The organism is Agromyces aureus (assembly GCF_001660485.1).
GTDB lineage: Bacteria > Actinomycetota > Actinomycetes > Actinomycetales > Microbacteriaceae > Agromyces > Agromyces aureus.
Window position 1 is genome coordinate 413,419 of sequence record NZ_CP013979.1, and the last position, 25,098, is coordinate 438,516.

Annotated in this window: 22 protein-coding genes and 1 tRNA gene; 17 read left to right on the plus strand and 6 right to left on the minus strand. The window is 72.3% G+C overall.

Annotation, left to right across the window (positions count from 1 at the left end; translation table 11 throughout):
- Positions 1 to 46: 46 nt before the first annotated feature.
- Positions 47 to 1,459 carry an AMP-binding protein gene (locus ATC03_RS01750; RefSeq protein WP_067872389.1) on the plus strand — a complete coding sequence of 471 codons (1,413 nt, stop codon included), beginning with the start codon at positions 47 to 49 and terminating at the stop codon, positions 1,457 to 1,459.
- Between the two features lie 47 nt (positions 1,460 to 1,506).
- A complete protein-coding gene (locus ATC03_RS01755; RefSeq protein ID WP_067881111.1) occupies positions 1,507 to 2,511 on the plus strand; it encodes a 1,4-dihydroxy-2-naphthoate polyprenyltransferase in 1,005 nt (334 codons plus the stop codon).
- 124 nt (positions 2,512 to 2,635) lie between these two features.
- On the opposite strand, the gene ATC03_RS01760 is transcribed toward ATC03_RS01755, so the two are convergent.
- Positions 2,636 to 2,920, minus strand: a complete 285-nt coding sequence (locus ATC03_RS01760) for a DUF4229 domain-containing protein (RefSeq protein ID WP_161490301.1) — start codon at positions 2,918 to 2,920, stop codon at positions 2,636 to 2,638.
- Between the two features lie 72 nt (positions 2,921 to 2,992).
- On the opposite strand from ATC03_RS01760, the gene ATC03_RS01765 reads away from it, so the two are divergent.
- The 3 genes from ATC03_RS01765 (at position 2,993) to ATC03_RS01775 (ending at position 6,213) form a co-directional block, all read left to right on the plus strand.
- Positions 2,993 to 3,415, plus strand: coding sequence for a PLDc N-terminal domain-containing protein (locus ATC03_RS01765; RefSeq protein WP_067872395.1), 423 nt, complete (start codon positions 2,993 to 2,995; stop codon positions 3,413 to 3,415).
- Complete coding sequence (gene menD / locus ATC03_RS01770; protein ID WP_067872398.1) at positions 3,408 to 5,207, plus strand: 2-succinyl-5-enolpyruvyl-6-hydroxy-3-cyclohexene-1-carboxylic-acid synthase; 1,800 nt, start codon at positions 3,408 to 3,410, stop codon at positions 5,205 to 5,207. The genes ATC03_RS01765 and menD overlap by 8 nt, the downstream gene beginning before the upstream one ends.
- A 151-nt stretch (positions 5,208 to 5,358) precedes the next feature.
- Positions 5,359 to 6,213, plus strand: coding sequence for a PPK2 family polyphosphate kinase (locus ATC03_RS01775; protein WP_067872402.1), 855 nt, complete (start codon positions 5,359 to 5,361; stop codon positions 6,211 to 6,213).
- A 32-nt stretch (positions 6,214 to 6,245) separates the two neighbouring features.
- Here the strand turns inward: ATC03_RS01775 and ATC03_RS01780 are convergent, their stop codons facing one another.
- Positions 6,246 to 7,562, minus strand: a complete 1,317-nt coding sequence (locus ATC03_RS01780; RefSeq protein ID WP_067872405.1) for an isochorismate synthase — start codon at positions 7,560 to 7,562, stop codon at positions 6,246 to 6,248.
- 156 nt (positions 7,563 to 7,718) lie between these two features.
- Between ATC03_RS01780 and ATC03_RS01785 the strand changes: the two genes are divergently transcribed.
- The 6 genes from ATC03_RS01785 to ATC03_RS01810 all read left to right on the plus strand — a co-directional run bounded on the left by ATC03_RS01785 (position 7,719) and on the right by ATC03_RS01810 (position 14,354).
- Positions 7,719 to 8,426, plus strand: coding sequence for a class I SAM-dependent methyltransferase (locus ATC03_RS01785; RefSeq protein ID WP_067872408.1), 708 nt, complete (start codon positions 7,719 to 7,721; stop codon positions 8,424 to 8,426).
- A gap of 144 nt (positions 8,427 to 8,570) precedes the next feature.
- A complete protein-coding gene (locus tag ATC03_RS01790) occupies positions 8,571 to 9,695 on the plus strand; it encodes a polyprenyl synthetase family protein (protein WP_067872412.1) in 1,125 nt (374 codons plus the stop codon).
- Positions 9,696 to 9,761: 66 nt separating this feature from the next.
- Positions 9,762 to 11,141: an FAD-dependent oxidoreductase gene (locus tag ATC03_RS01795; protein ID WP_067881113.1), complete on the plus strand. Its 1,380-nt coding sequence runs from the start codon at positions 9,762 to 9,764 to the stop codon at positions 11,139 to 11,141.
- Positions 11,142 to 11,273: 132 nt separating this feature from the next.
- Positions 11,274 to 11,993, plus strand: a complete 720-nt coding sequence (locus ATC03_RS01800; RefSeq protein ID WP_084003189.1) for a prepilin peptidase — start codon at positions 11,274 to 11,276, stop codon at positions 11,991 to 11,993.
- Between the two features lie 150 nt (positions 11,994 to 12,143).
- Positions 12,144 to 13,112, plus strand: coding sequence for an alpha/beta hydrolase (locus tag ATC03_RS01805; RefSeq protein ID WP_067881128.1), 969 nt, complete (start codon positions 12,144 to 12,146; stop codon positions 13,110 to 13,112).
- A 195-nt stretch (positions 13,113 to 13,307) separates the two neighbouring features.
- Entirely contained in the window at positions 13,308 to 14,354 is a 1,047-nt protein-coding gene (locus ATC03_RS01810) for a hypothetical protein (protein ID WP_067872415.1), read from the plus strand.
- A gap of 93 nt (positions 14,355 to 14,447) precedes the next feature.
- Here ATC03_RS01810 and ATC03_RS01815 read toward each other — a convergent pair whose 3' ends face one another.
- Positions 14,448 to 14,936 (minus strand): YajQ family cyclic di-GMP-binding protein, encoded by a 489-nt coding sequence (locus ATC03_RS01815; RefSeq protein ID WP_067872418.1) that lies wholly within the window; start codon positions 14,934 to 14,936, stop codon positions 14,448 to 14,450.
- A 107-nt stretch (positions 14,937 to 15,043) separates the two neighbouring features.
- A complete protein-coding gene (locus tag ATC03_RS01820; RefSeq protein WP_067872421.1) occupies positions 15,044 to 16,063 on the minus strand; it encodes a LacI family DNA-binding transcriptional regulator in 1,020 nt (339 codons plus the stop codon).
- Positions 16,064 to 16,223: 160 nt separating this feature from the next.
- Here ATC03_RS01820 and ATC03_RS20715 point away from each other — a divergent pair, with 160 nt between their 5' ends.
- From ATC03_RS20715 to ATC03_RS01830, 3 genes are all read left to right on the plus strand, one after another.
- Complete coding sequence (locus ATC03_RS20715) at positions 16,224 to 16,391, plus strand: hypothetical protein (RefSeq protein WP_169829217.1); 168 nt, start codon at positions 16,224 to 16,226, stop codon at positions 16,389 to 16,391.
- Positions 16,392 to 16,395: 4 nt separating this feature from the next.
- The gene (locus ATC03_RS01825; protein WP_067872424.1) at positions 16,396 to 17,154 is read left to right on the plus strand and encodes a PH domain-containing protein; all 759 of its coding nucleotides are present in this window, start codon (positions 16,396 to 16,398) and stop codon (positions 17,152 to 17,154) included.
- Between the two features lie 157 nt (positions 17,155 to 17,311).
- Positions 17,312 to 17,393: transfer RNA gene (locus ATC03_RS01830), tRNA-Tyr, on the plus strand.
- A gap of 140 nt (positions 17,394 to 17,533) precedes the next feature.
- Here the strand turns inward: ATC03_RS01830 and ATC03_RS01835 are convergent.
- A complete protein-coding gene (locus tag ATC03_RS01835; protein ID WP_067872426.1) occupies positions 17,534 to 19,642 on the minus strand; it encodes an acyltransferase family protein in 2,109 nt (702 codons plus the stop codon).
- Positions 19,643 to 19,770: 128 nt separating this feature from the next.
- Here ATC03_RS01835 and ATC03_RS01840 point away from each other — a divergent pair, with 128 nt between their 5' ends.
- The 3 genes from ATC03_RS01840 to ATC03_RS01850 all read left to right on the plus strand — a co-directional run bounded on the left by ATC03_RS01840 (position 19,771) and on the right by ATC03_RS01850 (position 23,295).
- Positions 19,771 to 20,628 (plus strand): inositol monophosphatase family protein, encoded by an 858-nt coding sequence (locus tag ATC03_RS01840; RefSeq protein WP_067872428.1) that lies wholly within the window; start codon positions 19,771 to 19,773, stop codon positions 20,626 to 20,628.
- Between the two features lie 325 nt (positions 20,629 to 20,953).
- Positions 20,954 to 22,405 (plus strand): M23 family metallopeptidase, encoded by a 1,452-nt coding sequence (locus ATC03_RS01845; RefSeq protein WP_067872430.1) that lies wholly within the window; start codon positions 20,954 to 20,956, stop codon positions 22,403 to 22,405.
- 71 nt (positions 22,406 to 22,476) lie between these two features.
- Positions 22,477 to 23,295, plus strand: coding sequence for a MerR family DNA-binding transcriptional regulator (locus tag ATC03_RS01850; RefSeq protein WP_067872432.1), 819 nt, complete (start codon positions 22,477 to 22,479; stop codon positions 23,293 to 23,295).
- Between the two features lie 31 nt (positions 23,296 to 23,326).
- Here ATC03_RS01850 and ATC03_RS01855 read toward each other — a convergent pair whose 3' ends face one another.
- Positions 23,327 to 25,054 (minus strand): glycoside hydrolase family 13 protein, encoded by a 1,728-nt coding sequence (locus ATC03_RS01855; RefSeq protein ID WP_227820199.1) that lies wholly within the window; start codon positions 25,052 to 25,054, stop codon positions 23,327 to 23,329.
- Positions 25,055 to 25,098: the final 44 nt, after the last annotated feature.

Sequence of the window (25,098 nt, forward strand, 5' to 3'; positions counted from 1 at the left end):
TGCCCGAGGCCTTCCCGACAGCGGGCAACCGGGCGAGCGGGTTACGGTGAGCGACCGGAAACCCCTCATCAGGGTTGCAGCCGGTGACACCGCGGCGCTGCTCGCCCAGCTGCGCGAGGCCGTGCTCTTCGACGAGGGCGCACTCGCCGTGCTGCCGGTGCCGGGCGACACCGAGCCCGCGGCCGACGACCTCGGCGCCGGGTTCGTGCCCGCCGAGGTCGCCCTCGTCGTCGAGACGAGCGGATCGACGGATGCCCCGAAGCGCGTCATGCTCTCGGGCGCCGCGCTGCGGGCGAGCGCCCACGCGACCGAGCAGTGGTTCGGCGGGCAGCGCGGACAGTGGCTGCTCGCCCTGCCGGCCACGTACATCGCCGGGGCGCAGGTGCTCGTGCGCTCGATCCTCGCGGGCACCGCGCCCGTCGTGCTGCCGCAGGGAGGGTTCACCCCCGAGGCCTTCGTTGCCGCCGCGCGCACGCTCGACCCCGACCACCCGTGGTTCACCTCGCTCGTGCCCGTGCAGCTCGCGCGCCTCGTCGACGCGGCCGAGCGCGATCGCTCGGTCGGCACGGCGCTCGGCTCGTTCGACCGGATCCTCCTCGGCGGGCAGGCGGCGCCCCCTGGCCTCGTCGAGCGGGCGCGGGCACTCGGCGCGCAGGTGCACCGCACCTACGGCTCGAGCGAGACCGCCGGCGGCTGCGTCTACGACGGGCATCCGCTGCCGCGCGTCGGCGTGCGCGTGGTCGACGGCGAGGTGCAGCTCAGCGGCCCGACGCTCGCGATCGGCTACCTCGAAGACCCCGAGCGCACGGCCGCCGCCTTCACGACCGACGCCGACGGCACCCGCTGGTACCGCACGGGCGACCTCGGCGAGCTCGTGCCCGACGTCGCCGCTGCCGCCGCTGCCACCGCTGACGACGCCGAGGCCCGCGACACCGACGCCCGCGCCCCTCGCTTCCCCGACCTGCTGCGCATCACCGGCCGTGCCGACGACGTCGTCATCTCGGGCGGCGTCAAGGTCGCCCTGGGCGAGGTCGAGCGCGCGGTGCGTTCCGTCGCCGGTTTCGAGGCCGCGGTCGTGCTGCCCGTGGCCGACCCCGAGTGGGGCGAGCGCCCGGCGGTCGTCGTCGAGCGAGCGGATGCCGCGGCATCCGCACCCCGCACCGATCCCGCCGACCACGCTGCCGCCGACCCGGTGCGGCTCGAGCCGCCGGCCGACGATGGTGCGCATCTCCGTGATCCGTCCATCTTCGCCCGACCGGATGCGTCGACGGCCGAACATCGACGGATCGACGGATCGACGGCTCTCGCCGCTCTCGCCGCCGCGACCGACGCCGCCGGCCTGCCGCCCGCCGGACGCCCGGTGCGCCTCGTCATCCTCGACCGGCTGCCGCAGCTCGCCTCGGGCAAGCCCGACCGACGTGCGCTCGCCGCGCTCGTGGCACGCGAAGCCACGTCATAGGAACCGCGAACTAGCATGTCGGTGTGGCACGCCCCAACCCCCAGCGCATGAACCAGCCCGACTCCAAGCCCGCCAAGCCCGCAGGCAAGCCGGCCGGAGGTGCCGGCCGCTCCGGCAATCCCGCCAGGGCGGCGGCAGCGGCGAAGGCCGGACCGGTCCGCGGGGCGCGCACCCGGCTGACGCCCGGCGACTGGATCGCCGGTGCACGCCTGCGCACGCTTCCGCTCGCGATCGCGCCCGTCGCGCTCGGCACGGGCGCCGGCGCCGTGGCCATCGGCGACGGCCAGTGGCATCCGACCCGCTTCGCCCTCGCCCTGGTCGTCGCACTCGCGCTGCAGATCGGCGTGAACTACGCGAACGACTACTCCGACGGCATCCGCGGCACCGACGACCACCGGGTCGGACCAGCCCGCCTCACCGCATCCGGCCTCGTGAACCCGAAGGTCGTGCTCGGCGTCGCGCTCGGATTCTTCGGCGTCGCCGCGCTCGCGGGCCTCGCGCTCACGGTCATCACGCAGCAGTGGTGGCTGCTCGCGGTCGGTGCGGCGGCGATCGTCGCGGCCTGGTTCTACACGGGCGGCAAGCGGCCCTACGGCTATGCGGGGCTCGGCGAACTGTTCGTCTTCGTGTTCTTCGGCCTCGTCGCGACGGCCGGTTCGGCGTTCGTGCAGGCGCTCACCGTCACCTTCGAGGCGTGGATGGGCGGCGTCGGCGTGGGCCTGCTCGCGTGCGCGGTGCTCATGGCCAACAACCTGCGCGACGTCGAGCAGGATCGCGTCGCGGGCAAGCGCACGCTCGCGGTGCTCGTCGGGCCGCTCGTCGGACGCATCCTCTTCGTCGCGTTCATGCTGCTGCCGTTCGTGGTCGTCGGCGTGCTCGCGCTCTTCTACCCGACCGCGGTGCTCGTGTTCTTCGCGCTGCTGCTCGCGCTGCCGGCGTGCGTCATCGTGCTCACGGCGAAGACGCCGCGCGAGCTGATCCTCGCGCTGCAGCTGGCGAGCTTCACGGCGCTCGCGTACGGCATCGGCCTGGGGCTCGCGATCGCGCTCTGACCCTCGTCGGCTCGATCGGCGTCGGTTCGATCGGCGTCGGTTCGATCAGCGGGCTCGGGCGAGCGGATGCCGCGCGCGAGCGCAGTCGGTGAGGCGAGCGGATGTCGCGTGCCGGCGCCCTCGGTCAGTCGCGGGCGGTCTCGGCGGAGGTGCCGTCGATCGCGGCATCCTCTTCGGCGTCGTCCTCGTGCACGAGGGGCTTCTCGCGGTGGCGCGCGGCGTAGAGGTCGCCCGCCATCGACTCGCGCGGGCGCCGCAGGAAGAGCAGCGACGCGCTCAGCCCGAACAACGCGGCCACGAGGGCGGCGATCCAGCCGGGAACCCCGGCGACGAGCAGCACCACGAGGGGCACCACGAACAGCGCGACGCGCAGGGCGGTGTACCAGATCCAGACGGGCACGGACTTCACCATGCAAGTCTAGGTCGGGCTCCCTGTGCGCTCTCCCAGCCGTATCGGCCCGTACGCGCCTAGACTGGCGGGATGGTACGCGTCTGGTTCGTGGGCGGCATCGTCGCCGTGATCTTCTGGGTCTACGCGATCGCCGACTGCGCGTTCTTCGATCGGTCCCGCATCCGTGGAGTGAGCCGCGGGTGGTGGCTCGCGATCATCGTGCTGCTCCCGGTGATCGGCGGCATCCTCTGGTTCCTCATCGGTCGCGGGCGTGCGTGGCGCGGCCGCTCCGGCAAGACCGTCGCCCCCGACGACGACCCCGAGTTCCTGCGGGGGCTCAAGGCCGATGCCGATCAAGACGAACGCATCCGCCGGCTCGAGCAGGAGCTCGCCGACCTCGACGGCGCCGATTCCGAGCAGGATCCCCGCGATCCCCGTTCGCACGAGCCGAAGCCGCACGACGGCCCAGACGCCTCCGGTGAGGCGGGAGCCTCCGGCCGGCCGAATGGCTGAGGCGTCGGGCGCAGGCCCGACTCCGGCATCCGACCGCACCCGAAGCCCCGCGACCGCCGCCGCCCTCGCACTGCTCGACGGGTTCGTGCGCGCCGGCGTGCGCGACGTGGTCGTGGCCCCGGGGTCGCGGTCGCAGGCGCTCGCGCTCGTGGCGGCCGAACTCGAGCGGGTCGGCGCGATCCGCCTGCACGTGCGCATCGACGAACGCAGCGCCGGGTTCCTCGCGCTCGGCCTCGCGGTCGAGTCGGGGCGTCCGGCGGTCGTCGTCGTCACCTCGGGCACGGCGGTCGCGAACCTGCACCCGGCCGTGCTCGAGGCGCATCACTCGGGCGTTCCGCTCATCGTGTGCTCGGCCGACCGGCCGGTCGAGCTGCGCGGCATCCGGGCGAACCAGACGACCGTGCAGCCGGGCATCTTCGGCGATGCGGTGCGCCTCGAGCGCGACGTCGCGGCCCCCGTCGGCGACTCCGGCGAGGCCGAGGCCGCGGCACGGCTCGCACGTACGGCCGTCGCCGTCTCGCTCGGGCGCGACGATCGCGGCGTGCCCGCGGCGCATCCCGGGCCCGGCCCGGTGCACCTCAACCTGCAGTACAGCGAGCCCCTCTCCACGGCGGTGCACCTCGACGCAGCGCCGGCGCCCGCCGAGGGCGATCCTGTGACGGATGCCGCGACGCGCGCCGCGGCATCCGTCGACGCCGATGCCGAGCGCCGTCCGAAGGGCGCGCTCATCGAGGCGGGCCCGCGCACGGTCGTCGTCGCCGGCGCGGGAGCCGGCCCCGGCGCCGAGCAGTTCGCGCGCGAGGGCGGATGGCCGTTGCTCGCCGAGGTCACGAGCGGCGCCCGCTTCGGCCCGAACCTCGTGGTCGCGTCGCGCGAACTGCTGAACGAGCCCGGCTTCGGCGACCGCGTCGAGCGCGTCGTGGTCTTCGGGCATCCGACGCTCTCGCGCGAGGTGCCGGCGCTCGTGCAGCGCCGCGACGTCGAGGCGATCGTCGTGGCCCCCTCTGGCATCGAGTGGTACAACCCGGGGCGTCGCGTGCGCCGCTTCGAGCGCGCGGTGCACGCCGAGGCGCAGCCGACGCCGCTGCCGCCCGAGGCGCGCGAGTGGCTCGGACGCTGGGTGCACGCGAGCCGGTCGATCGTCGACGCCGGCCTGCCGCAGACCCTCGGCCTGATGAGCGGCGTCGACGAGACCGGGCACGTCTCCGACTACGCGGCGCAGCGCGAGTACATGAAGGCGCAGCTCGCGGCCGTGCGCGAACCCGTGTCCCGTCGCATGCTCGTCGACGCGGTGTGGGCCGCGACGTGGCCGCACGACCGGCTCGTGTTCGGGGCCTCGCGGCTCATCCGCGACGCCGACCGGTCCGTCGCCGGGCGCCGGATCACCGTGCACGCCAACCGCGGCCTCGCGGGCATCGACGGCACCGTGGCCACCTCCGTCGGCATCGCCATCGCGAGCGGGTCGGTCACGCGCGCCGTGATCGGCGACCTCACGCTGCTGCACGACGTCGGCTCGCTGCTGTTCGGCGTCGGCGAGGTGCGCCCGCGCCTGCAGGTCGTCGTCGGCAACGACGGCGGCGGCACGATCTTCGACGCCCTCGAGGTCGCGGGTTCGGCCGAGCCCGACGCGTTCGACCGGGTGCAGTACACGCCGCAGACGGTCGACCTCTCGGCCCTCGCCACGGCCTACGGCTGGGCGTACGCGCGGGCCACGACCCGCGGCGAACTGAGCGACGCCCTCGCGGCGCCCGTCGACGGGCCGAGCCTGCTCGAGGTGCCGCTGCCGCGTTGAGCCGCCGGGTTCTGCCGGTCGAGGAGCGAAGCGTCTCGAGACCAGCGCCCCGCGCAAACGCCGCCGCGACCGGCCGAGGCCTTGCCGCGGCATCCGCTCGCTCGACAGGATGGAACCCTGCGCGGCGCCGCGTCGCGCGAGGGGAGCCGTCATGAACCACGCGCCGCACTGGACCGCCGACCCGATCGACCTGCTTCGAGTCGACGACGGATTCCGCCTGGCCGACGTCGCCCCCGACTCCACGCCCGGGTTCGAGGGCGGCAAGTCCGCGGGTGCTCAGGCGCTCGCCGCCGGGGTCGCCCGACTCGAGGAGCTGCAGGAGCAGCTGTTCGCGTGCAGTCGCCTGGGCGATGAACGGCGCATCCTGCTCGTGCTGCAGGCCATGGACACCGCGGGCAAGGGCGGCATCGTCAAGCACGTGATGGGCTCGGTCGACCCGCAGGGCGTGCAGCTCGCGAGCTTCAAGAAGCCCACCGCGGAGGAACTCGCGCACGACTTCCTCTGGCGCATCCGCAAGGAGGCCCCCGAGGCGGGCATGATCGGCGTCTTCGACCGTTCGCACTACGAGGACGTGCTCATCGCGCGCGTGCGCGGGCTCGCCTCGCCCGAGGAGATCGAACGACGGTACGGCGCCATCAACGACTTCGAGCGGGAACTCACCGAAGGCGCGACCACGGTGATCAAGGTCATGCTGCACATCTCGCCCGACGAGCAGCGCGAACGCCTGCGGGAGCGGCTCGACCGGCCCGACAAGCACTGGAAGTTCAACCCGGGCGACATCGACGAGCGGCTCCTCTGGGGCGACTACCAGCAGGCCTACCAGCTCGCGTTCGACCAGACCGCGACGGGGGATGCCCCGTGGTTCGTGATTCCCGCGAACCGCAAGTGGTACGCGCGGCTGGCCGTGCAGCACCTGCTCACCGACGCGCTCGAGCGCATGGAGCTCGAGTGGCCGAAGGCCGACTACGACGTGGCCGAGCAGCAGGCGAGGCTCGCGGCGAGCTGACCGCCTGCGGCGAGCTGACCGCCTGCGGCGAGCTAGCCGCCGAAGGCCTCGACGATCGGCCGGAACTTCATGTCCGTCTCGGCGAGCTCGTCGGCCGGCACGGAGTCGTGCACGATGCCGCAGCCGGCGTAGGCGTGCACGGTGCCGTCGGCGTCGATCTGCGCGCAGCGGAGCGCGATCGCCCACTCGCCGTCGCCGTCGCCGTCGACCCAGCCGACCGGCCCGGCGTAGCGCCCCCGGTCGAAGCCCTCGAGTTCGGCGAGCACCGATAGCGCCACCCGCCTGGGCGTGCCGGCGACGGCCGCCGTCGGGTGCACGGCGCGCACCAGGTCGAGCGCGCTGGAGCCGTCGCCGAGCGTGCCCTTGAGATCGGTCGCGAGGTGCCAGAGGTTCGGCAGCTGCAGCGTGAACGGCTCGGGGCTCGCGTCGAGGCGGGCCGTGTGCGGCTCGAGGCGCTTGACCGCGCTCGCGACGGCGAGGGCGTGCTCGGCCCGGTCCTTCGCGGATTCGGTGAGGGCGACGGCGCGTTGGCGGTCGGAGGCCTCGCCCGCACCCCGCGCGGTCGTTCCGGCGAGCACGCGGGACGAGACCGTGCCGTGGTCGACGCGCACGAGCGTCTCGGGGCTCGCGCCGATGAGTCCGTCGACCGCGAACACCCAGGTGTCGGGGTAGTCCTCGGCGAGCCGGTGGATCGTGGCGCGCAGGCCGTCCTCCTCGTGCAGCTCGCCCACGAGCTCGCGCGCGAGCACGACCTTCGCGAGCTCGCCGCCGTCGATGCGGCGCACGGCTTCGGAGACCGCGGCCTCGTAGCGCTCGGGCGGCACCGCGCCCGGTGCGAACGTGACGCGCGGCACGCGACGGCGAGGCGCCGGCTCGGGGATCTCGAGCGATTCGGATGCCGCGGCATCCGCTCGCCCGTCGTCACCGTCGCCCGCAGCGTCTGCGTCGGGCTGCTCGACCAACGCGATGCGCGTGACCCAGGCTCGGCCGTCGCGGCGGCCGAGCACGAGTTCGGGCACGATGAGCACGCTCGTGGACTCCGACTCGTCGGCGAACGCGAACGCGCCGAAGGCGACGAGTCCCGTGCCGGGCAGCCCGACGCGGTCGTCGACGTCGGCGTCCGCGGCGAGCTCGGTCCACACGGCGGCCGCGTCGGCGACCCGGTCGACGCCGGTCGTCTCGATGCGCAGGGTCTCGCCGAGGCCCACGATGCCCTCGCCGCGGCGCATCCAGAGCAGCGGATGCCGCGGGTCGGCGCGCGGGATCAGCGGCGCGAGTTCGTCGACCGGCTCGGTGTGCACCACGAGGCGCGACCTGGCGCCCTGGTGCGCGGCATCCGTGTTCGTCACCGGATCAGCCTACGACTCGGGTGCTGCGTGGAAGCCGACGGCGCTGGCGCGCCCCCTCGACCGGCCGGCACCGGGCGCTCGAGCCCTCGGGGCCCGCCGGCATTCGGCTGCATGCTTCCCAGCGCATGCACTGCGACCGCGGCCTAGGATCGAAGGATGACGCGCGCAGATCTCGGCAAGGATCCCAGCCAGGTATCGGCGATGTTCGACCGGGTGGCGGCCAGGTACGACCGCACGAACACCGTGCTCTCGATGGGCAACGCGCCGCTCTGGCGGGTGGCCACCACGCGCGCGGTCGCGCCCAAGCCCGGCGAGCGCATCCTCGACGTCGCCGCGGGCACCGGCACCTCGAGCGCGAGCCTTGCGGCCTCCGGCGCCTCCGTCGTGGCCGCCGACTTCTCGCCCGGCATGATCGAGGTCGGTCGCGCCCGTCAGGAGCACGTGCCGAACCTCGTGTTCGTCGAGGCCGACGCCACGAACCTGCCCTTCGGCGACGACCAGTTCGACGCCGTGACGATCTCGTTCGGCCTGCGCAACGTGAACGGGCCCGAGCAGGCGCTCGCCGAGTTCCTGCGCGTGACCAAGCCCGGCGGCCGCCTCGTGATCTGCGAGTTCTCGCAGCCGCAGGCGCCGCTCATCCGCACCGGCTACCACGCCTACCAGCGCTACGTCATGCCGACGCTCGTGCGGCTCTCGAGCTCGAACGACGACGCCTACGACTACCTCAACGAGTCGATCGACGCCTGGCCCGAGCAGCCAGAGCTCGCCGCGCTCATCCGCAGCGTCGGCTACACCGACGTCGCCTGGCGCAACCTCACGGGCGGCATCGTCGCCCTGCACCGGGCGCGCAAGCCGCTCGCCTGAACCCGACGCCCGCTCGCCCGAGCCGGGCGCCGTGCCGGGCGCTGTGCCGCGGCATCCGTCACTCGCCCGCGTGTCCATCGCGAGGGCTCGCCGTGGAAGCCGCGTCGACCGGGTGCGCAGGTCGACCCCGATAGACTCGAACACGTGAATCCGAGCCATCCGGTCGCACGTCGCGGCTCTGCGCTCGCTTCGAACCTCGGTCTGAGCGAGCGCCTGTTCGCGTCATCCGCCGACAAGGCGATGGCGAAGGCGATCGACGACGGCATCGACCGAGTCGAAGCGGGCCTCGTCCGTGAAGTGCGTTTCGCCGATTCGATCGCGGATGCCTCGACCCGCTACCTGCTCGACGCCGGCGGCAAGCGCGTGCGGCCCATGCTGACCCTGCTCACCGCGCAGCTCGGCGCGGGCATCACCGACGACGTGGTCACCGCCGCCGAGGCGATCGAGATCACGCACCTCGGGTCGCTGTACCACGACGACGTCATGGACGAGTCCGAGCGTCGCCGCGGCGTGCCCAGTGCGCAGACCGTGTGGGGCAACAACGTCGCGATCCTGACAGGCGACCTGCTGTTCGCGAGGGCGAGCCAGCTCATGGCCGACCTCGGCGAACGCGCCATCAAGATGCAGGCCGGCACGTTCGAACGCCTCGTGCTCGGGCAGCTGCACGAGACCGTCGGCCCCGGCGAGGGCGACGACCCCGTCGAGCACTACATCCAGGTGCTCGCCGACAAGACCGGTTCGCTGATCGCCGCCGCCGCGCAGTCGGGGCTCGTGTTCTCGGGCGCCGACCCCGCCTACGAGGCGCCCGTCGTCGAGTTCGGCGAGAAGATCGGCATCGCGTTCCAGCTCATCGACGACGTCATCGACCTGTCGCCGCAACCCGAGACCACCGGCAAGGTGCCCGGCACCGACCTCCGCGCCGGCGTCGTCACGCTGCCCGTGCTGCGCCTGGCCGAGCTCGCCGAGACCGATCCCGCGTCGGCCGACCTGCTCCGGCGCATCCGGCGCGATGTCATGGTCGGCCTCGACCCCGCCGACGCCGGCGACCCGCACGACACGAACACGCTCGCCTCGCGCATCGTGCCCTCGCGCGAGACGGTCGACGCGATCGTCGCCGAGCTGCGCGAGCACGAGGCCACCAGGGCGACCCTCGACGAGGCGCACCGCTGGGCCCGCGAGGCGGTAGAGGCGCTCGCACCGCTGCCCGACGGCCCCGTGAAGAAGGCGCTCACCCGCTTCGCCGAGACGGTCGTCGACCGGGCGAGCTGAGGCAATTGGGTGCGCCCGGTCGGGCGCACCGGCATCCGGAATTCCGACGATGGAGGTTCGAGCACCGTGACCAGGAACAAGCTTCGACTCGCGATCGTCGGCGCCGGACCCGCCGGCATCTACGCCGCCGACATCCTGCTGAAGGCCGAGCGCAACTTCGACGTGTCGATCGACCTGTTCGACCACCTGCCCGCGCCCTACGGGCTCGTGCGCTACGGGGTCGCCCCCGACCACCCGCGCATCAAGGGCATCATCACGGCCCTGCGCGAGGTGCTCGACCGCGGCGACATCCGCATCTTCGGCAACGTGCGCTTCGGCGAGGACATCTCGCTCGACGACTTGAAGCGCCACTACAACGCCGTCATCTTCGCCACGGGCGCCGTGCACGACTCCTCGCTGAACATCCCGGGTGTCGGCCTCGAGGGCTCCTACGGCGCCGCCGACTTCGTGAGCTGGTTCGACGGGCACCCCGACGTGCCGCGCACCTGGCCGCTCGAGGCCGAGTCGATCGCGGTGATCGGCAACGGCAACGTCGCGCTCGACGTCGCCCGCATGCTCGCCAAGCACGTGGAAGACCTCATGGTCACCGAGATCCCCGACAACGTCGCCGCCGGGCTCGGCGAATCGCCCGTGACGGATGTGCACGTGTTCGGACGCCGCGGCCCGACATCCGTCAAGTTCACGCCCCTCGAACTGCGCGAGCTCGGCGAACTGCGCGACGTCGACATGATCCTCGCCGACGAGGACTTCGACTACGACGACGCGGCCCGGGCCGCGGTCGCCGGCAACAAGCAGGTCTTCGTCATCGACAAGGTGCTGCAGCAATGGCGACAGCGCGAGGTCGGCGAGGCCTCGCGGCGCCTGCACCTGCACTTCTTCGCCAAACCGCTCGAGATCGTCGACGACGGGTCGGGGCGGGTGAGCGCGATCCGCTACGAACGCACGAGGTCCGACGGCGCCGGCGGCGTGGTCGGCACGGGCGAGATCCGCGAGATCCCGATCCAGGCCGTGTACCGGGCCGTCGGCTACTTCGGCTCGCCGCTGCCCGGCGTGCCGTTCGACGAGCGGCTGGGCGTGATCCCGAACCACGAGGGCCAGGTGCTGCTCCGCGACCCCGACACGGGCGAGTCGCGCCAGATGTACGGCGTCTACGCGACCGGGTGGATCAAGCGCGGACCCGTCGGCCTCATCGGGCACACGAAGTCCGACGCCATGGAGACGATCAAGCACGTCATCAACGACCTCGGCAACTGGTGGACCCCTGAATGGCCCTCCGAGGAGTCGGTGCTCGAGATGCTCGACGCGCGCGGCATCGCCTACACCGACCTCGACGGATGGCACCGCCTCGACCAGCACGAGCGCTCGCTCGGCGAGGCCGAGGGGCGCGTGCGCATCAAGGTCGTGCCGCGCGACGACATGGTGCAGGTCTCGCGCGGCGAGGCGTGACCTCGGGTTGCGGTGGGTCGTCGTCCCGTCCTCCCGTCCTCCCGCCCTCTCGTCTTCGGGCGGGCGGATGCCGCGGCGCGGCCTGTGCATGACGCCCGCCGCTGATCGCGGCGGGCCGGTACGCTGCACGTCGTGCCGCCCGAGACCATGACCGCCGTCGTGCTGCTCGTGATCGCGCTCATGGTCGCCGCGCTCGGGGCCGCGCTGGGGTGGTGGCCGCTCGCGGCGTGGGTGCGGCGTTCGCTGCGGTCCCCGGCCGGGTCGCAGGGCGAGCGGATGTCGCAGCGCACCGTTCGCATCTCGGCGGCCGTCGTCACGGCGATCACGTTCGGCCTGCTCGGGCTGCGGTTCGCGGCGACCTGGATGCTGCTTCCGCTGCTCGTCTTCGCGGCGGCCGCGACCGTGCTCGCCCTCGTCGACCTCATCGAGCACCGCCTGCCGAACGCCGTCGTGTTCCCGGCGCTCGGTGCCGTCGCAGCGCTCCTCCTGCTCGCGACGCTCCTGACCGGCCGACCCGCCGCGTTCCTCTTCGCGCTCGCCGGAGCCGGCGCCATGTTCGCCGTCTACCTGCTGCTGGCGCTCATCTCACCCGGAGCCATGGGCATGGGCGACGTGAAGCTCGCGCTGCTCATCGGGCTCGTGCTCGGCTGGTTCGGCCTCTCGGCCTGGCTCATCGGCCTGCTCGCGGCGTTCGTCATCGGCGGGGTCATCGCCGTCATCGGGCTCGCCACCCGGCGCGTGTCCCTGCGCGGGTCGATCCCGTTCGGCCCGTCGATGCTCGCCGGAGCCCTGGTCGCGGTGCTGGTCGCGGGCGACGTCCACTCGTTCATCGGCATGGCGACGCTAGGCTGAACCCACCGAGACCCCGGGGGAGGTGTCGTGGCAGAGCATCCGGTCGCACCTCGTTCCGGTTCGGCATCCGACGCGCCGGTCGGATCGTCCGCCGCCGACGCGAGTGCCGTCGCCGCCGCCGTCGGGCATGACGAACGCTGGCGGCCCGACGTGCTCGGCCACGGCTTCGAGCAGCGCACCCTGCCGCTCGGCACCGACGACGAGGGCGAGGTCGTCGCGACGCTCGTGCGGCACGATCCCGGGTTCCGGTGGCCGCTTCGGCGCGGCGCGGCATCCGGAATCGATGTGCTCTACGTGCACGGCTGGAGCGACTACTTCTTCAACCCCGAACTCGCGCGCTACTGGTCCGACGCAGGGGCGCGGTTCTTCGCGCTCGACCTCCGCAAGTACGGGCGCAGCCTCCGGCCAGGGCAGACGCCCGGCTTCGTCACCGACCTCGCCACGTACGACGACGACATCGAGGCGGCGCTCGAGGTCATGGGGCACGGGCGCGGGGCCGCGGCATCCGCTCGCTCGCTGTTGCTGCTCGGCCATTCGACCGGCGGCCTGACGCTCAGCCTCTGGTCGGCGCGCAACCAGGGCAGGGCCTCGGCACTCGTGCTGAACAGCCCGTGGCTGGAGTTTCAGTTGAGCAGCACCGGGCGCGCGGCGCTCGCGCCCGTCATCGGCTGGGGCGCTCGCGTGAACCCGCTCGGACCGATGCCGAACGTGGATCTGGGCTTCTACACGCGCACCGTCGCGAAGGAGTTCGGCGGCGAGTGGGAGTACAACCACGCGTGGCGGCCCGACCGTGGATTCACGGTGCACCCCGCGTGGCTCACCGGCATCCTCGCCGGGCACGCGACCGTCGCCCGCCGCATCGACGTCGGCGCGCCCGTGCTCACGCTGCTCTCGAAGCGGTCGACGCTGCTGCCCCGGTGGGACGAGGCCATGCGGTCGTCGGACATCGTGCTCGTCGTCGACGAGATGGCCGAGCGCACCCTCCGGCTCGGCCCGAACGTGACCGTCGCGCGCATCGACGGCGCCCTGCACGACGTCTTCCTCTCGCGCGAGCCCGTGCGGGCCGCCGCCTACGCGGCGATCACGCGCTGGCTGCGCGGCTACGCCCCGCGCCGCTGACGCCCGCCTCCGCGTTCAGCTGCCCCGCGTGAGTGAACTTCGGCTCCGTGAGGTCGCACCGAGACCCACTTGGCGTGCCGATCCGTCCTCACTCGATGCGGTGACTCGTTCTGCACAGGCGGCCGGCTGGCGAGATCGCTCGAAAGCATGCCCGATCCCGGGGTCGAGGGTGTCCGGACCGGGGAGCCTTGGCGGATGGAACTTCCCCGGCTTCCCAACGGCCTCATCCGGTTCGCCGACGTGCGTGAAGCAGGACTGCAGCGAACCCTCGCCGCCGAGGTCGCCGCCCGTCGAATCGTCCGCGTGAGACGGGGCGTCTACGTCGACGCGCCTCCGCTCGGAACACCGGAGTGGCGCCGCGATGAACTTCGTCACACCCACCTCGTCTCGGCGGCAGCCGTGAGCATGCAGGCGCCGGTCTTCACGGGGTTCTCAGCGCTCGCGCTCCTCGGGTTGCCGAGCTACGGCCGATGGCCGCGCGACGTCTGCGTGCTCGCCGACGGCCCGACCGGGCATCGTCGCCCCGGCGTCGTCGCCGTCGCGGCCCCGCGCCCGCCAGACGTCGGGAGTGTGCAGGGCGGCATGTTCGTGACCTCTGTGGAGTTCGCCCTCATCCAGGCCTGTCGCGTGGGCACGCTCGCCGCGGCCCTGGCCGCGGTCGATGCCGCGCTCTGGGTGCCGAGTGGCGCGAGACGCGCTCCGCTCACGACGATCGAACGGCTGCGCGGCGAACACGAGCGACTGATGCCCTACCCCGGCAGCCGCCGAACGGAGGTCGTGCTGGTTCGCGCGACGAGCCGATCCCAGACCGTGCTCGAAACGGTCAGCCGACTCGTCATCGAGGAGTGCGGGTTCGAGGCGCCGGTTCTGCAGGAGCCGTTCCGGCTCGACGAGCTCGCGATGACCGCGGACGTCGACTTCTGGTGGCCGTCGGTGCGGGCCATCGGCGAGGCTGACGGTCGCGGGAAGTACCTCGCGGGTGCGAGCGCGCACGGATCCGCGGTCGCGGTGCGGGAGCCGCGAGACTCGTTGATCGCGGCCCGTGCGGTGATTCGGGAGAAGGACCGCGAGAATGCACTCCGCCGCCGAGTGACGTCGATGGACCGCTGGGACTGGACCGACATGGTGCGCAAACGCCCGCTCGAGGAGCGCCTGCTCGGCATGGGAGTGCCACGCACGAGGCCGCGCCGGGCGCTCGTCGGGTCGCCCGAGGCATCCGTTCTCCGCGATGATCGTGCCTGAGGACGGTTCGACGCGGTGAGGAACGCTCGAGTGGTCCTCACCGCATCGAAGTCACCTCAGGAGCGCCGCGCTCGGCGCCGTGCCGCGCCGCGCTCAGCGGAAGTTCGTGAACTGGAGGGCGACGTCGAGGTCCTTGCCCTTGAGCAGCGCCATCGTGGCCTGCAGGTCGTCGCGGCTCTTGGACGAGACACGCAGCTCGTCGCCCTGGATCTGGCTCTTGACCGTCTTGGGCGCCTCGTCGCGGATGATCTTCGAGATCTTCTTCGCGTTCTCGCTGTCGATGCCGTTCTTCAGCGCGATCTCGATGCGGAACTCCTTGCCCGAGGGGTAGGGCTCACCCGTGTCGAGCGAGCGCAGCGTGATGCCGCGCTTGATGAACTTCGACTCGACGACCTCGAGCACGGCCTTGACGCGCTCGTCGGTCTGCGCCTTCAGCAGGATCTTCTCGCCCGACCACTCGACCGAGGCGCCGACGTTCTTGAAGTCGTAGCGCTGCTCGACCTCTTTGCGCGCCTGGTTGACGGCGTTCTCGGCCTCCATGTGGTCGACCTTGGAGACGATGTCAAACGTGGAATCAGCCATGCGGGCCAGTCTACCGAGGGCCTCGCCTCCGCGAACAGCGCGCATGAGCAGGAGAGCGGATGCCGCGGCGCGCGCTCGTGCGTCGCGAACCGTGGGCGGGGCCGGCGTCAGGCCGGCGGCGGGGTGGCCGTCGACGAGCGCACGCGCAGCTCGAACGGGAGGGGCGTCGAGGCGGGCGTCGCGGCATCCGACCCGGGTTCGAGCTGCTCCATGAGGATCTCGACCGCCTTCTCGCCCTGGAACCGGGGGAACTGCGCGACCGTCGACAGGCCGAAGAAGTCGGCGAGGTCGTGGTCGTCGATGCCGATGATCGACACGTCGCGCGGCACGACGAGCCCGAGTTCGCGCGCGGCGAGGATCGAGCCGATGGCCATTTCGTCGGAGGCCGCGAAGATCGCGGTCGGCCGATCGTGCGGCACCCCCAGCAGCTGCTTCGCCGCATGGAACCCGCCGCGGATCGTGAAGTCGGCCGGCGCGAAGAGCCGTTCGTCGACCTCGATGCCGGCCTCGCGGAGCGCGTTCTCGTAGCCGTGGCGACGGTTGGTCGGCAGGTGGAAGTCGAGGTCGTTCTCGAGGTCGCCGCCGATGTGGGCGATGCGGCGGTGCCCGAGCGCGAGCAGGTGCTCGGTGGCGAGCTTGGCGACGGCGACGTCGTCGATGGTGAGCGTGGGCACGCCTTCGATCGGGCCGCCGACCCCGACCAGCGGCTTGCCGAGGTCGTGCAGGCGAGCCACCTCGGGTTCGGTGAGCTCGAGCGAGACGGCGATCACGGCGTCGACGCGCTGGCGCAGCAGGAAGTGCTCGAACACGCTCGTGCGCTCACCGCTGTCGCCCGACAGGTTGTAGAGCGTGAGGTCGTAGCCGTGGCGGAGCAGCGCACCCTGCGCGCCCTCGAGCACCGAGGAGAAGAACCAGCGGTTGAGGAACGGGATCACCACGCCGATGTTGCGCGTGCGCCCCGACGCGAGGCTCGATGCGTTCGACGAGACGACGTAGCCGAGCTGGGCCGCCGCGTCGAGCACCTTCGACTTGGAGGCCGCGGAGACGTGTCCGCGGCCGCTGAGGGCGCGCGACACGGTCGCGGTCGAGACGCCGGCGAGCCGTGCGACCTCTTCGATGCCGGCCATCGCGCCTCCGTACGGTCGGGCTGAACCTCGACATCCTATCGGCTGGGGCCTGCGTGGCGCGTTGCCCGGGCCGCCCTCGTAAGGTAGACAGGCACGGTCGGGCCCACGTTCGGGGGAGGGGCGGTGTCCGCCATCCGCCGAACCGAAGGGAATCACGCACGTGAAGTGGGTCAAGCGAATCATCCTCGTGCTCGTGGTCGTGTTCGCCGCGTTCTACGTCATCACGCGCCCCGAAGATGCGGCCAACGTCGTGCAGGGCGCGTTCGGCGCGGTCTTCACCGCGACCGAGGCGATCGGCCAGTTCTTCAGCTCGCTCGCTTCGTCGTAATCCCATGGGCGCCTTCGGAGACCCGAACGTCGAACAGCACCTGATCTCCGACGAGGGCGAGTTCGTCGTCGACGAGGTGAGCAAGCACTGGGCCGCGGTCGCGAGCGCGATCCTCGAGGCGCTGCTGGCGATCCCCGTGCTGCTGCTCATCCTGTGGCTGCCGTCCACGGCGTACTGGGTGCCGCTGCTGCTGGCGCTCGGCCTCGTCGTGCACGCGTCGTGGCGCATCATGGGTGCCCGCATGGACCGGTTCGTGATCACGAACATGCGCGTGTTCCGCGTGCACGGCATCCTCACCCAGAACATCGCGACCATGCCGCTCGCACGAATCCTCGACATCTCGGTGCACCGTCCGCTCATCGGCCGGATCCTCGGATACGGGCACTTCGTGTTCGAGTCCGCGGCGCAGGAGCAGGGCCTCCGCGACATCCGGTTCGTGCCGCGGCCGAACGAGCGCGGGCTCACGATTCAGCGCACGATCCAGCGCGCGGGCCTTCGCGGTTCGTCGCAGGCCTGGCGCGACGACGATCGCCGCCAGCGAGAGTCCGCGGCGGATGCGGCGGCGGCGCAGCAGATCGTCGTGGCGCCCGCGGCATCGGCCGTGCCGCGCCAGACCGTGCCGCTCGACGGGTCGCACGGTGCCGGCGCTGCGACGGGTGCTCCGGGCTCTTCCGGTGCTTCCGGCTCGTCCGGCGACACCGCCGAGTTCCCCTCCGAGGACCACAACACGACGGCCGAGATGCCGTGGTGGCGGGCGCAATAGGCCGTCGGAACGAGCGGAAACGCGGCCCTGAGCAGGGGTTTCGATCGAGCGAGCGGATGCCGCGGCATCCGCTGTCGGCATCGATTTCACGTCACGGCACCTCGCGGGTACTATTGACGGGCCCCCGGTTGTGTGCAGAACTCGGTCGGGTGCGACTGGCGAGTTACCCAAGCGGCCAAAGGGATCTGACTGTAAATCAGACTGCTCAGCATTCGGGGGTTCGAATCCCTCACTCGCCACCGAAAGCCCCGGTCAGACGCCATGCGACTGAGCCGGGGCTTCGTCGTTTTCGAGCTCTGTCGTTTTCGAACTCTGTCGTTTTCGAGCTCTGTCGTTCCCGAGGGTTCGCTGAGGACGCACGGGGCTGCGAGCCTCGCCGTCATCGGAGCGCGGCAGCGAGCGACGGAAGCAGGGCGTCGCGCACGACCGGGCCCATCGAGGCGCTGAAGGTCGCCGTCACGTGGTGCTCGTCGCCGTAGACGAGGCGGTTTCCGATCACGGTCGGGCATCGGTCGGCGTTGCAGAACCAGTCGGTGAAGTCGACGAACTGCGCCCCGGCGGCGAGGGAAGCCGAGCGCACGGCTCGCACGGCGTGCTCGTTGACGGCCCGCGTGCGCGGTTCGTCGCAGGTCTCGGCGGATTCGAGGTGGCGCGCGAGGCAGATCGGCGGACTCACGTCGAACTCGGGCGTCTCGGCGAGCACCGCGACCTTGGTCGGATCGGGGAACCGCTCCAGCGTGCTCGCGGTCGCGGCCGACCACTGCTGCTCGTACCGTTCCTCCCGCCCGGCGACCGGCCGCCCGAGATGGTCGGCGAGCACGGTCAGGTCGGGGGACTCGTCGATGATCCAGGCCATGGCCGCCGTGCGCCACGCCGAGCACGACGCGTTGAGCGAATCCGACCAGGTCGAGGCCGACTCGATGGACCGGCATCCCGACTTCGTCAGCGTGATGAGGCGAACGGGCTGCCCGGCGAATGCCGCGCTCATCGCCGGGAACCAGCGGCCGGCGTGCGAGTCGCCGAAGAGCACGACGGTGGCGACGTCGCCCGCGCCCGGCACGTCGACCACGGCCTGCGGGTCGCCGCCGGAGCCCGACGGGCCGAACGAGCACACGACGAGCTCGGCGGACTCCTTGTCCTGCTGGCATCCGTTCGCGTAGAGCAGGCCGGTGTCGTCGACCGCGCCGGCGAGCTTGGGGCTCACGTTGCGCGGCACGTACGTCGTGCCCTGCGGCTCGCGTTCGACATCTCGGCTCATCGCCTCGCGGTTCGAGGTCAGGGGAACGGCGGCGAGCGACGGCGTCGCCGCGAGCAGCGAACCGGCGACGACGGCGGTCGCAGCCAGGCCGGCGACGATCGCCCGGCGGGGCCCCGACCGCGACGGGCCCGCCGTTCGGAGGAAGGGCAGTTCGACGAAACGGTGCAGCACCCAGGCCCCACCGACGGCGACCGCCATGAGCGCGCCGACCGCGATCGGCCCGGGCGTGGTGACGTGGTCGACGCGCTCGCCTGCGAGTGCGAGCAGGGGCCAGTGCACGAGGTAGAGCGCGTACGAGAGCGTGCCGATCGCGACGGCGGGCCGCAGCCCGAGCCCGCGAGCCACCAGCGTGCCCTCCCCGCTCGCCGTGCCGCCGACCGCGAGCAGCACGGCCGTGCCGAGCACCGGGATGACGGTGCCGATGCCGGGATGCGGGAACTCCGGCAGGCCGCCGAGCGCGATCCCGACCATGATGAGGGTCGCTCCGACGCTCGCGAGCAACTCGACGGCGGCAGGTCCCAGCCGCGAGAGGCGGGTCACCGCGAGTGCCGCGACGATGCCCGCGCCGAGCTCCCACGCCCTCGTGGCCAGCGAGAAGAAGGTCCACGGCGAGTCGCCGAGCACGAGGCACGCGGCGAAGGAGGCCGCGAGGATCGCGATGCCGAGTGCGAACGTCAGGCGCCGCGCGTGTCGCGTGCGTCGCGTGAGGGCGAAGAGTCCGATCAGCAGCAGGGGCGCGAGCAGGTAGAACTGCTCCTCGACCCCGAGCGACCAGAAGTGCTGCAGCGGCGAGGGCGCCGTGCCGTTCAGGTAGTCGGTCTCCTGGATCGCGAAGCGGACGTTGACGGCGGACGATGCGGCCCAGGCCGCATCGGTCGCGATCTGCGCGAGGCGGATGGGCGACGCGATCATCACCGACGCGATGACGGTGACCACGGTCACGACGAGCGCGGCGGGGAGGATCCTGCGCGCACGCCGGGCGTAGAACGCCGCGAGGTCCACGCGCCGGTCCTCGAGGAGCGTGGCGACGAGCGGTCCGCCGATCAGGAACCCGGAGATCACGAAGAACACGTCGACGCCGAGGTACCCGCCGCTGAATCCGGGGACCCCGGCGTGGAACGCGATCACGACGAGCACCGCGATCGCCCTGAGCCCCTGGATGTCGCGACGGAACCCGCGCGGGCGTTCCGTTCGGGGTGCGATGCGACGCCCCGGTCGTTCGGTTGCCATGCCGTCCTTCGCCGAGTGGGCGCCCAGTCTCGCGGCTCAGGGTGTCGCCGAGGTGAACGCCGTGTGAGCGGCGGCCGCGCTTCTCGGCGCCGGATGCCGTGCGAGCGGCGGCAGCGTAGCTTGGAGGCATGACCTCCGCCGCGGCATCCGCAGACCTGCTCGCTCTGGCTCACGGCATCGCCGTGCGGGCGGGGGAGTTCGCGCTCGAGCAGCGCAGACACGGCGTGAGCGTGGCGGCGACCAAGTCGACCTCGACCGACATCGTCACCGCGGTCGATCGCGACACCGAGGAGCTCATCCGCTCGCTGATCCTCGATGCGCGCCCCGACGACGGCATCGTCGGCGAGGAGGACGCCGCGCACATCGGCGCGAGCGGCGTCGACTGGATCGTCGACCCGATCGACGGCACCGTGAACTTCCTCTACGGCATTCCGTCGTGGGCGATCAGCATCGCCGTCGCCGAGCGCGGTGGGGCGGATGCCGCGGGCGGCCCGGGCTCGATCGACGGCGCGACCCTGGCCGGAGTCGTGCTCGACCCGTCGAGCGGCGAGCTGTTCGAGGCGAGCGCCGGCGGGGGAGCGCACGCGACGGGTCGCCAGGCTGCGGCAGCACGCCCGCTCGCGGTGAACGAGGAGGTGCCGCTGCACCAGGCGCTCGTCGCGACCGGATTCGGCTACGCGTCCGAGCTTCGGCGGTGGCAGGCCGAGGTGCTGCTCGGCGTGCTGCCCGAGGTGCGCGACATCCGCCGCATCGGCTCTGCGGCGCTCGACCTGTGCGCGCTCGCCGCCGGACGCGTCGACGCGTACTACGAGCGCGGGCTCAACGCCTGGGACCACGCGGCGGGCAGCCTCATCGCGCGCGAGGCGGGCGCACGCGTGACGGGTCCGCGCGGCGGGCGGGAGAACTCCGAGCTGCTCGTCGCGGCGGCCCCGGGGCTGCACGAGGAGCTCGTCGCCCTGCTGCGCCGGGCCGGCGTCGAGGCCTGAGCCGGAGCGTCGATGGTGCGACGCCGGCGCGTCGCGCGGGTCGCGGGGCGGCGGCGCGCTGGGTCGATCGCCCGGCTTCGATTCGCAGGAGTCTCGCAGGGTGGCGGAGGTGCGCGGCGGGTTCGCCGTGGTTCCGCGGGGTTCGGCGGCCGTTCGGCACGAGTCCTGCGGAATGCGTCGCGAATCGCACTTCGGGCGACGAATCAGACCCCGATCCGATGGCGCAGGAAGACGGGTTCGGGGTAGCCTTTACCGATCTGTAATCTCGGCACGAGTCGGGATGCCACCTCCGTTCCCCCATCTCATCGTCGAAGGTCTCCCTACCGTGCCCGAGTCCCCCCTCGTGCCCGACGCCTCATCGCGCGGCACCATGGATCCCCTGCGGTCCGGGCGACCCCTCACGCGTCGGGAACTCCGCGAACTCGAGGCCGCGCAGGCGGCTGCGACGGCTCAGGCGGCTCCGGTTGCGCCTGCCGCGGCTCCGATCGCGGCGCCCGGCGCTCCCGCAGCGCCGGTGCAACCGGCTTCGATCGCGCCGGCCGCTCAGGCAGCGCCGGCGCGCCCGGCGTTCGACGACCTGTTCGGCGGTCGTGCGGCGGCAGCCCAGGTCGCGCCCGCTGCACCTGCGCCTGCGCAGGCCGCCGTGACCGCACCGGCACCTCAGGCGCCCGCCGCGGACTCCTCGCGTCGCGCCCGCCGTGCGTTCGATCAGGGGGCTCCGACCCAGGTCCCGTCGCGGTCCGACGCCTCCAGCGGTTCCGTGCCGCCGATCCCCACCGCCGCGCCGCGCCCGACGCCGCTGTCGATCCCCGCCACGACCGAGATCTCGGGTCTGGACATCTTCGGCCTGGCGTCCGACACCGCGGCACCGACCGAGGCCCCGGCGACCGCCGCATCGCATCAGCGTCATCCCGCGAGCCGCCAGCCCGCGGCATCCGCTCGCTCGTCGCGTCGGTCGGGAACCCCCGCCGCCGCGACCGCGTCGGCGCCGCATCAGGGTCGCCGTCGCAGCATCGCCGAAGCGCCCGCGCCTGCCGAACGCGCACCGCGCACCGCACCCCGCCCGCAGCGCCGCAGGGCCCGCGGCATCGCCAGCATCGTGGCCATGAGCTTCGTCGCGATGCTCGCCGTGACCACGACGATCCCCGCGCTCTCGCTGCTCACCGAAGACGACGTGCAGGCGCTCGCCCTCACCCAGTACGGCACCGACTCGATCGACGGGCAGCGCATGCTCATCAACGGCGACGTCGTCGCGCAGTCGGTCGACCGCGAGGGGTACGCGGCGCAGACGATCGAGGAGTACGCCGAGGCCGCCGGCATCCGCCCCGAGGCGACCTTCACGAACAACCCCAGCGGCACGATCCAGTGGCCCTTCGCCGTCGGCGTGCACATCGGCGACCGGTTCGGCTACCGCGACTGCGCCGGCTGCTCCGAAGACCACCACGGCCAGGACTTCAACCCCGGCTACGGCGCCGAGATCCAGGCGATCGCCGACGGCGTCGTGTCCGGTTCGACCGACTCGGGCGGCTCGCTCGGCGTGGTCACCATGATCGATCACCAGATCGACGGGCAGACCGTCACGAGCGTGTACGCGCACATGCAGTACGACTCGCGCCGCTTCGAGATCGGCGACACGGTGCACGTGGGCGACGTCGTCGGCAACACGGGCAACACCGGCATGTCGACCGGTCCCCACCTGCACTTCGAGATCCGCATCGGCGGTATCAACGGCGAGTGGGTCGACCCGCTCGAGTGGCTCTACGCCAACACCAACTGACCTCGGCCGGGCGCCGAGTGCCTGCCGTCGAGATTTGACTCTCCGGTAGGGGGAGCCGCGATGCTGGAATCATGCTGCAGATCGGTGAGTTCGCGGGTGTGACGGGGCTGAGCGTCAAGGCGCTTCGCCACTACGACGAGAAGGCCGTGCTGGTTCCGGCCGAGGTCGACGACCGGTCGGGGTACCGACGGTACGGGGAGGGCCAGGTGCGTGCCGGGGTGATCGCCCGTGCGCTCCGAGACGCCGGAGTTCCGCTTCCGGCCGTCGCCGCGGTCGTCGCGGGTGGAGGCGCGCGCGATGCCCTGTCGGAGCGCCGTCGGCGTGTGCTCGAGGACCGAGCACGCGAAGACCGGGCCTTCGCGGATGCCGAGGCCGTGGTTCGCGTGTTGGCCGCCCCCGTCGCGGTGGTCGAGCGGGAGATGGTCGCGCAACCGTTCGTCGGGCAGGCGATCTCCGTCGATGCGCAGGATGCCGGTTCGATGTCCGACGACGACGCCGAAGCGGTGCTCGCCGAGCTGTTCGAGCGCCTGCGTGCGTCGGATCTCGGCCCGAGCGGTCAGTTCTGGACCACGCTCAGGGCCGGCGAGCAGGGGGCCGTCGAGGTCGTCTGCTGCTGGCCAACCCCCGTCGAGGTCGACGATGAACGGTTCGGCGCGGAGGCGTTCTCGGGAGTGGTGCCGGCCCGCGTCGAACTGGTGGCGACCTGGCGCCCGACCGAGGGCGAGACGCTCCCCGACGGGGCCACCCATCCGGCCGTCGTCGCGCTCTTCGACGCGCTCGCCCATCGACCGATCGACGGACTGCGCACCCTGGAGGTGCGGCAGACCGTGCTCGGGATGAGTGAAGACGACTACGCCGTCGAGGTCGCCGTCACCGTGGAGACACGATGACGGCGACCCGTTCGGAGGCGGCGAGCCGAGGCTAGGCGGCGATCCAGACCGTGGTGTCGCCGGGCAGTGAGCCGCCGGCGAGCGGCGCGCTCGCGAGCAGCACCTCGCCGGCGGGCAGCGGCACGGCGTTCGAGCCGGTGTTCGCCACGACGATCACGTCGCCGTTGCGGAAGGCGAGCACCGCGGGGTCGTCGACGCCCTTGAGCGAGATCCACTCGAGGGTGCCCGCGCCGAGCGCGTGCTCGCGCCGCAGGCGCAGGGCGGCCCGGTAGAGCTCGAGCGTGGAGTCCGCGTCGCCGCGCTGCGCGTCGCGCGCGAGCGTGCGCCAGAGCTCGGGCTGCGGCAGCCAGGGGGTGCCGGTCGCGCCGAAGCCGTAGTTCGCGGCATCCGCGTTCCAGGGCAGCGGCACGCGGCATCCGTCGCGTCCGTAGCGCTCGCCGTTCGTGCGGAACCACGTGGGGTCCTCACGTGCGTCGTCTGGCAGGTCGATGACCTCGGGCAGGCCGAGCTCCTCGCCCTGGTAGAGGTACGACGAGCCTGGCAGCGCGAGCATGAACGCGGTGGCCGCGCGGGCGCGGCGCACGCCGGTGGCGTACTCGGGCAGGCCCTTGGAGCGGGGTCCGAGGCCGTGGCCCTGCGGGTTCGGCTCGGTCACCGACAGGCGCGTGGCGTGTCGTACGACGTCGTGGTTCGAGAGCACCCAGGTCGAGGGTGCGCCGACGGCGCCGAACGCGGCGAGCGAGGCGTCGACGACCGAGCGGAGGGCTTCGGCCTCCCACGGGGTCTCGAGGTAGGCGAAGTTGAACGACTGGTGCATCTCGTCGGGGCGCACCCAGTTCGCGAGGCGCGCCAGCGGGTCGACCCACGCCTCGGCGGCCAGGATGCGGTCGCCGGGGTATTCGTCGAGCAACGTTCGCCAGTCGCGGAAGATGTCGTGCACGCCGTCCTGGCCCCAGTAGGGTGCGCCGGCGGGCGCCTCGTCGCTGATCGCGGGCTCGAGGGCGACGCCGGTCGCACCTCCGCCGGCACCGTCGACGCCGGCCGCGCCATCGACGCCGGCCGCGCCGCCCATGCTGCCGCCCTCGGCTGGCGGCGTGTAGTCGGGCAGGCCCTCGACCTTGGCCATGCCGTGCGCCACGTCGACGCGGAAGCCGTCGACGCCGCGGTCGAGCCAGAACCGCAGGATGCGCCGGAACTCCTCGTGCACCTCGGGGTTGGTCCAGTCGAAGTCGGGCTGCGAGCTGTCGAAGATGTGCAGGTACCACTGGCCGGGCGTGCCGTCGGCCTCGGTGATGCGCGTCCATGCGGGTCCGCCGAAGACGGACTCCCAGTTGTTCGGGGCCTCGTCGCCGTTCGCACCGCGTCCGTCGCGGAACAGGTAGCGGGCGCGCTCGGCGCTGCCCGGCTCGGCGGCGAGGGCGGCCTGGAACCAGGCGTGCGCGCTCGACGAGTGGTTGGGCACGAGGTCGACGATGACTCGGATGCCGCGGGCGTGCGCCTCGGCCAGCATCGCGTCGAAATCGGCGAGCGTGCCGAACAACGGGTCGACGTCGCAGTAGTCGGCGACGTCGTATCCGGCGTCCTTCTGGGGCGACGTGTAGAACGGCGACAGCCAGATGGCGTCGATGCCGAGCTCCTGCAGGTCGACGAGGTGCGCGGTGATGCCGGCGAGGTCGCCCATGCCGTCGCCGTTCGCGTCGGCGAAGGAGCGTGGATAGATCTGGTAGATCGTGGCGGTACGCCACCACTCGGAAGTCATGGCGACACTGTACGACATCCGTCAACACTATGGAAACGCTTGCA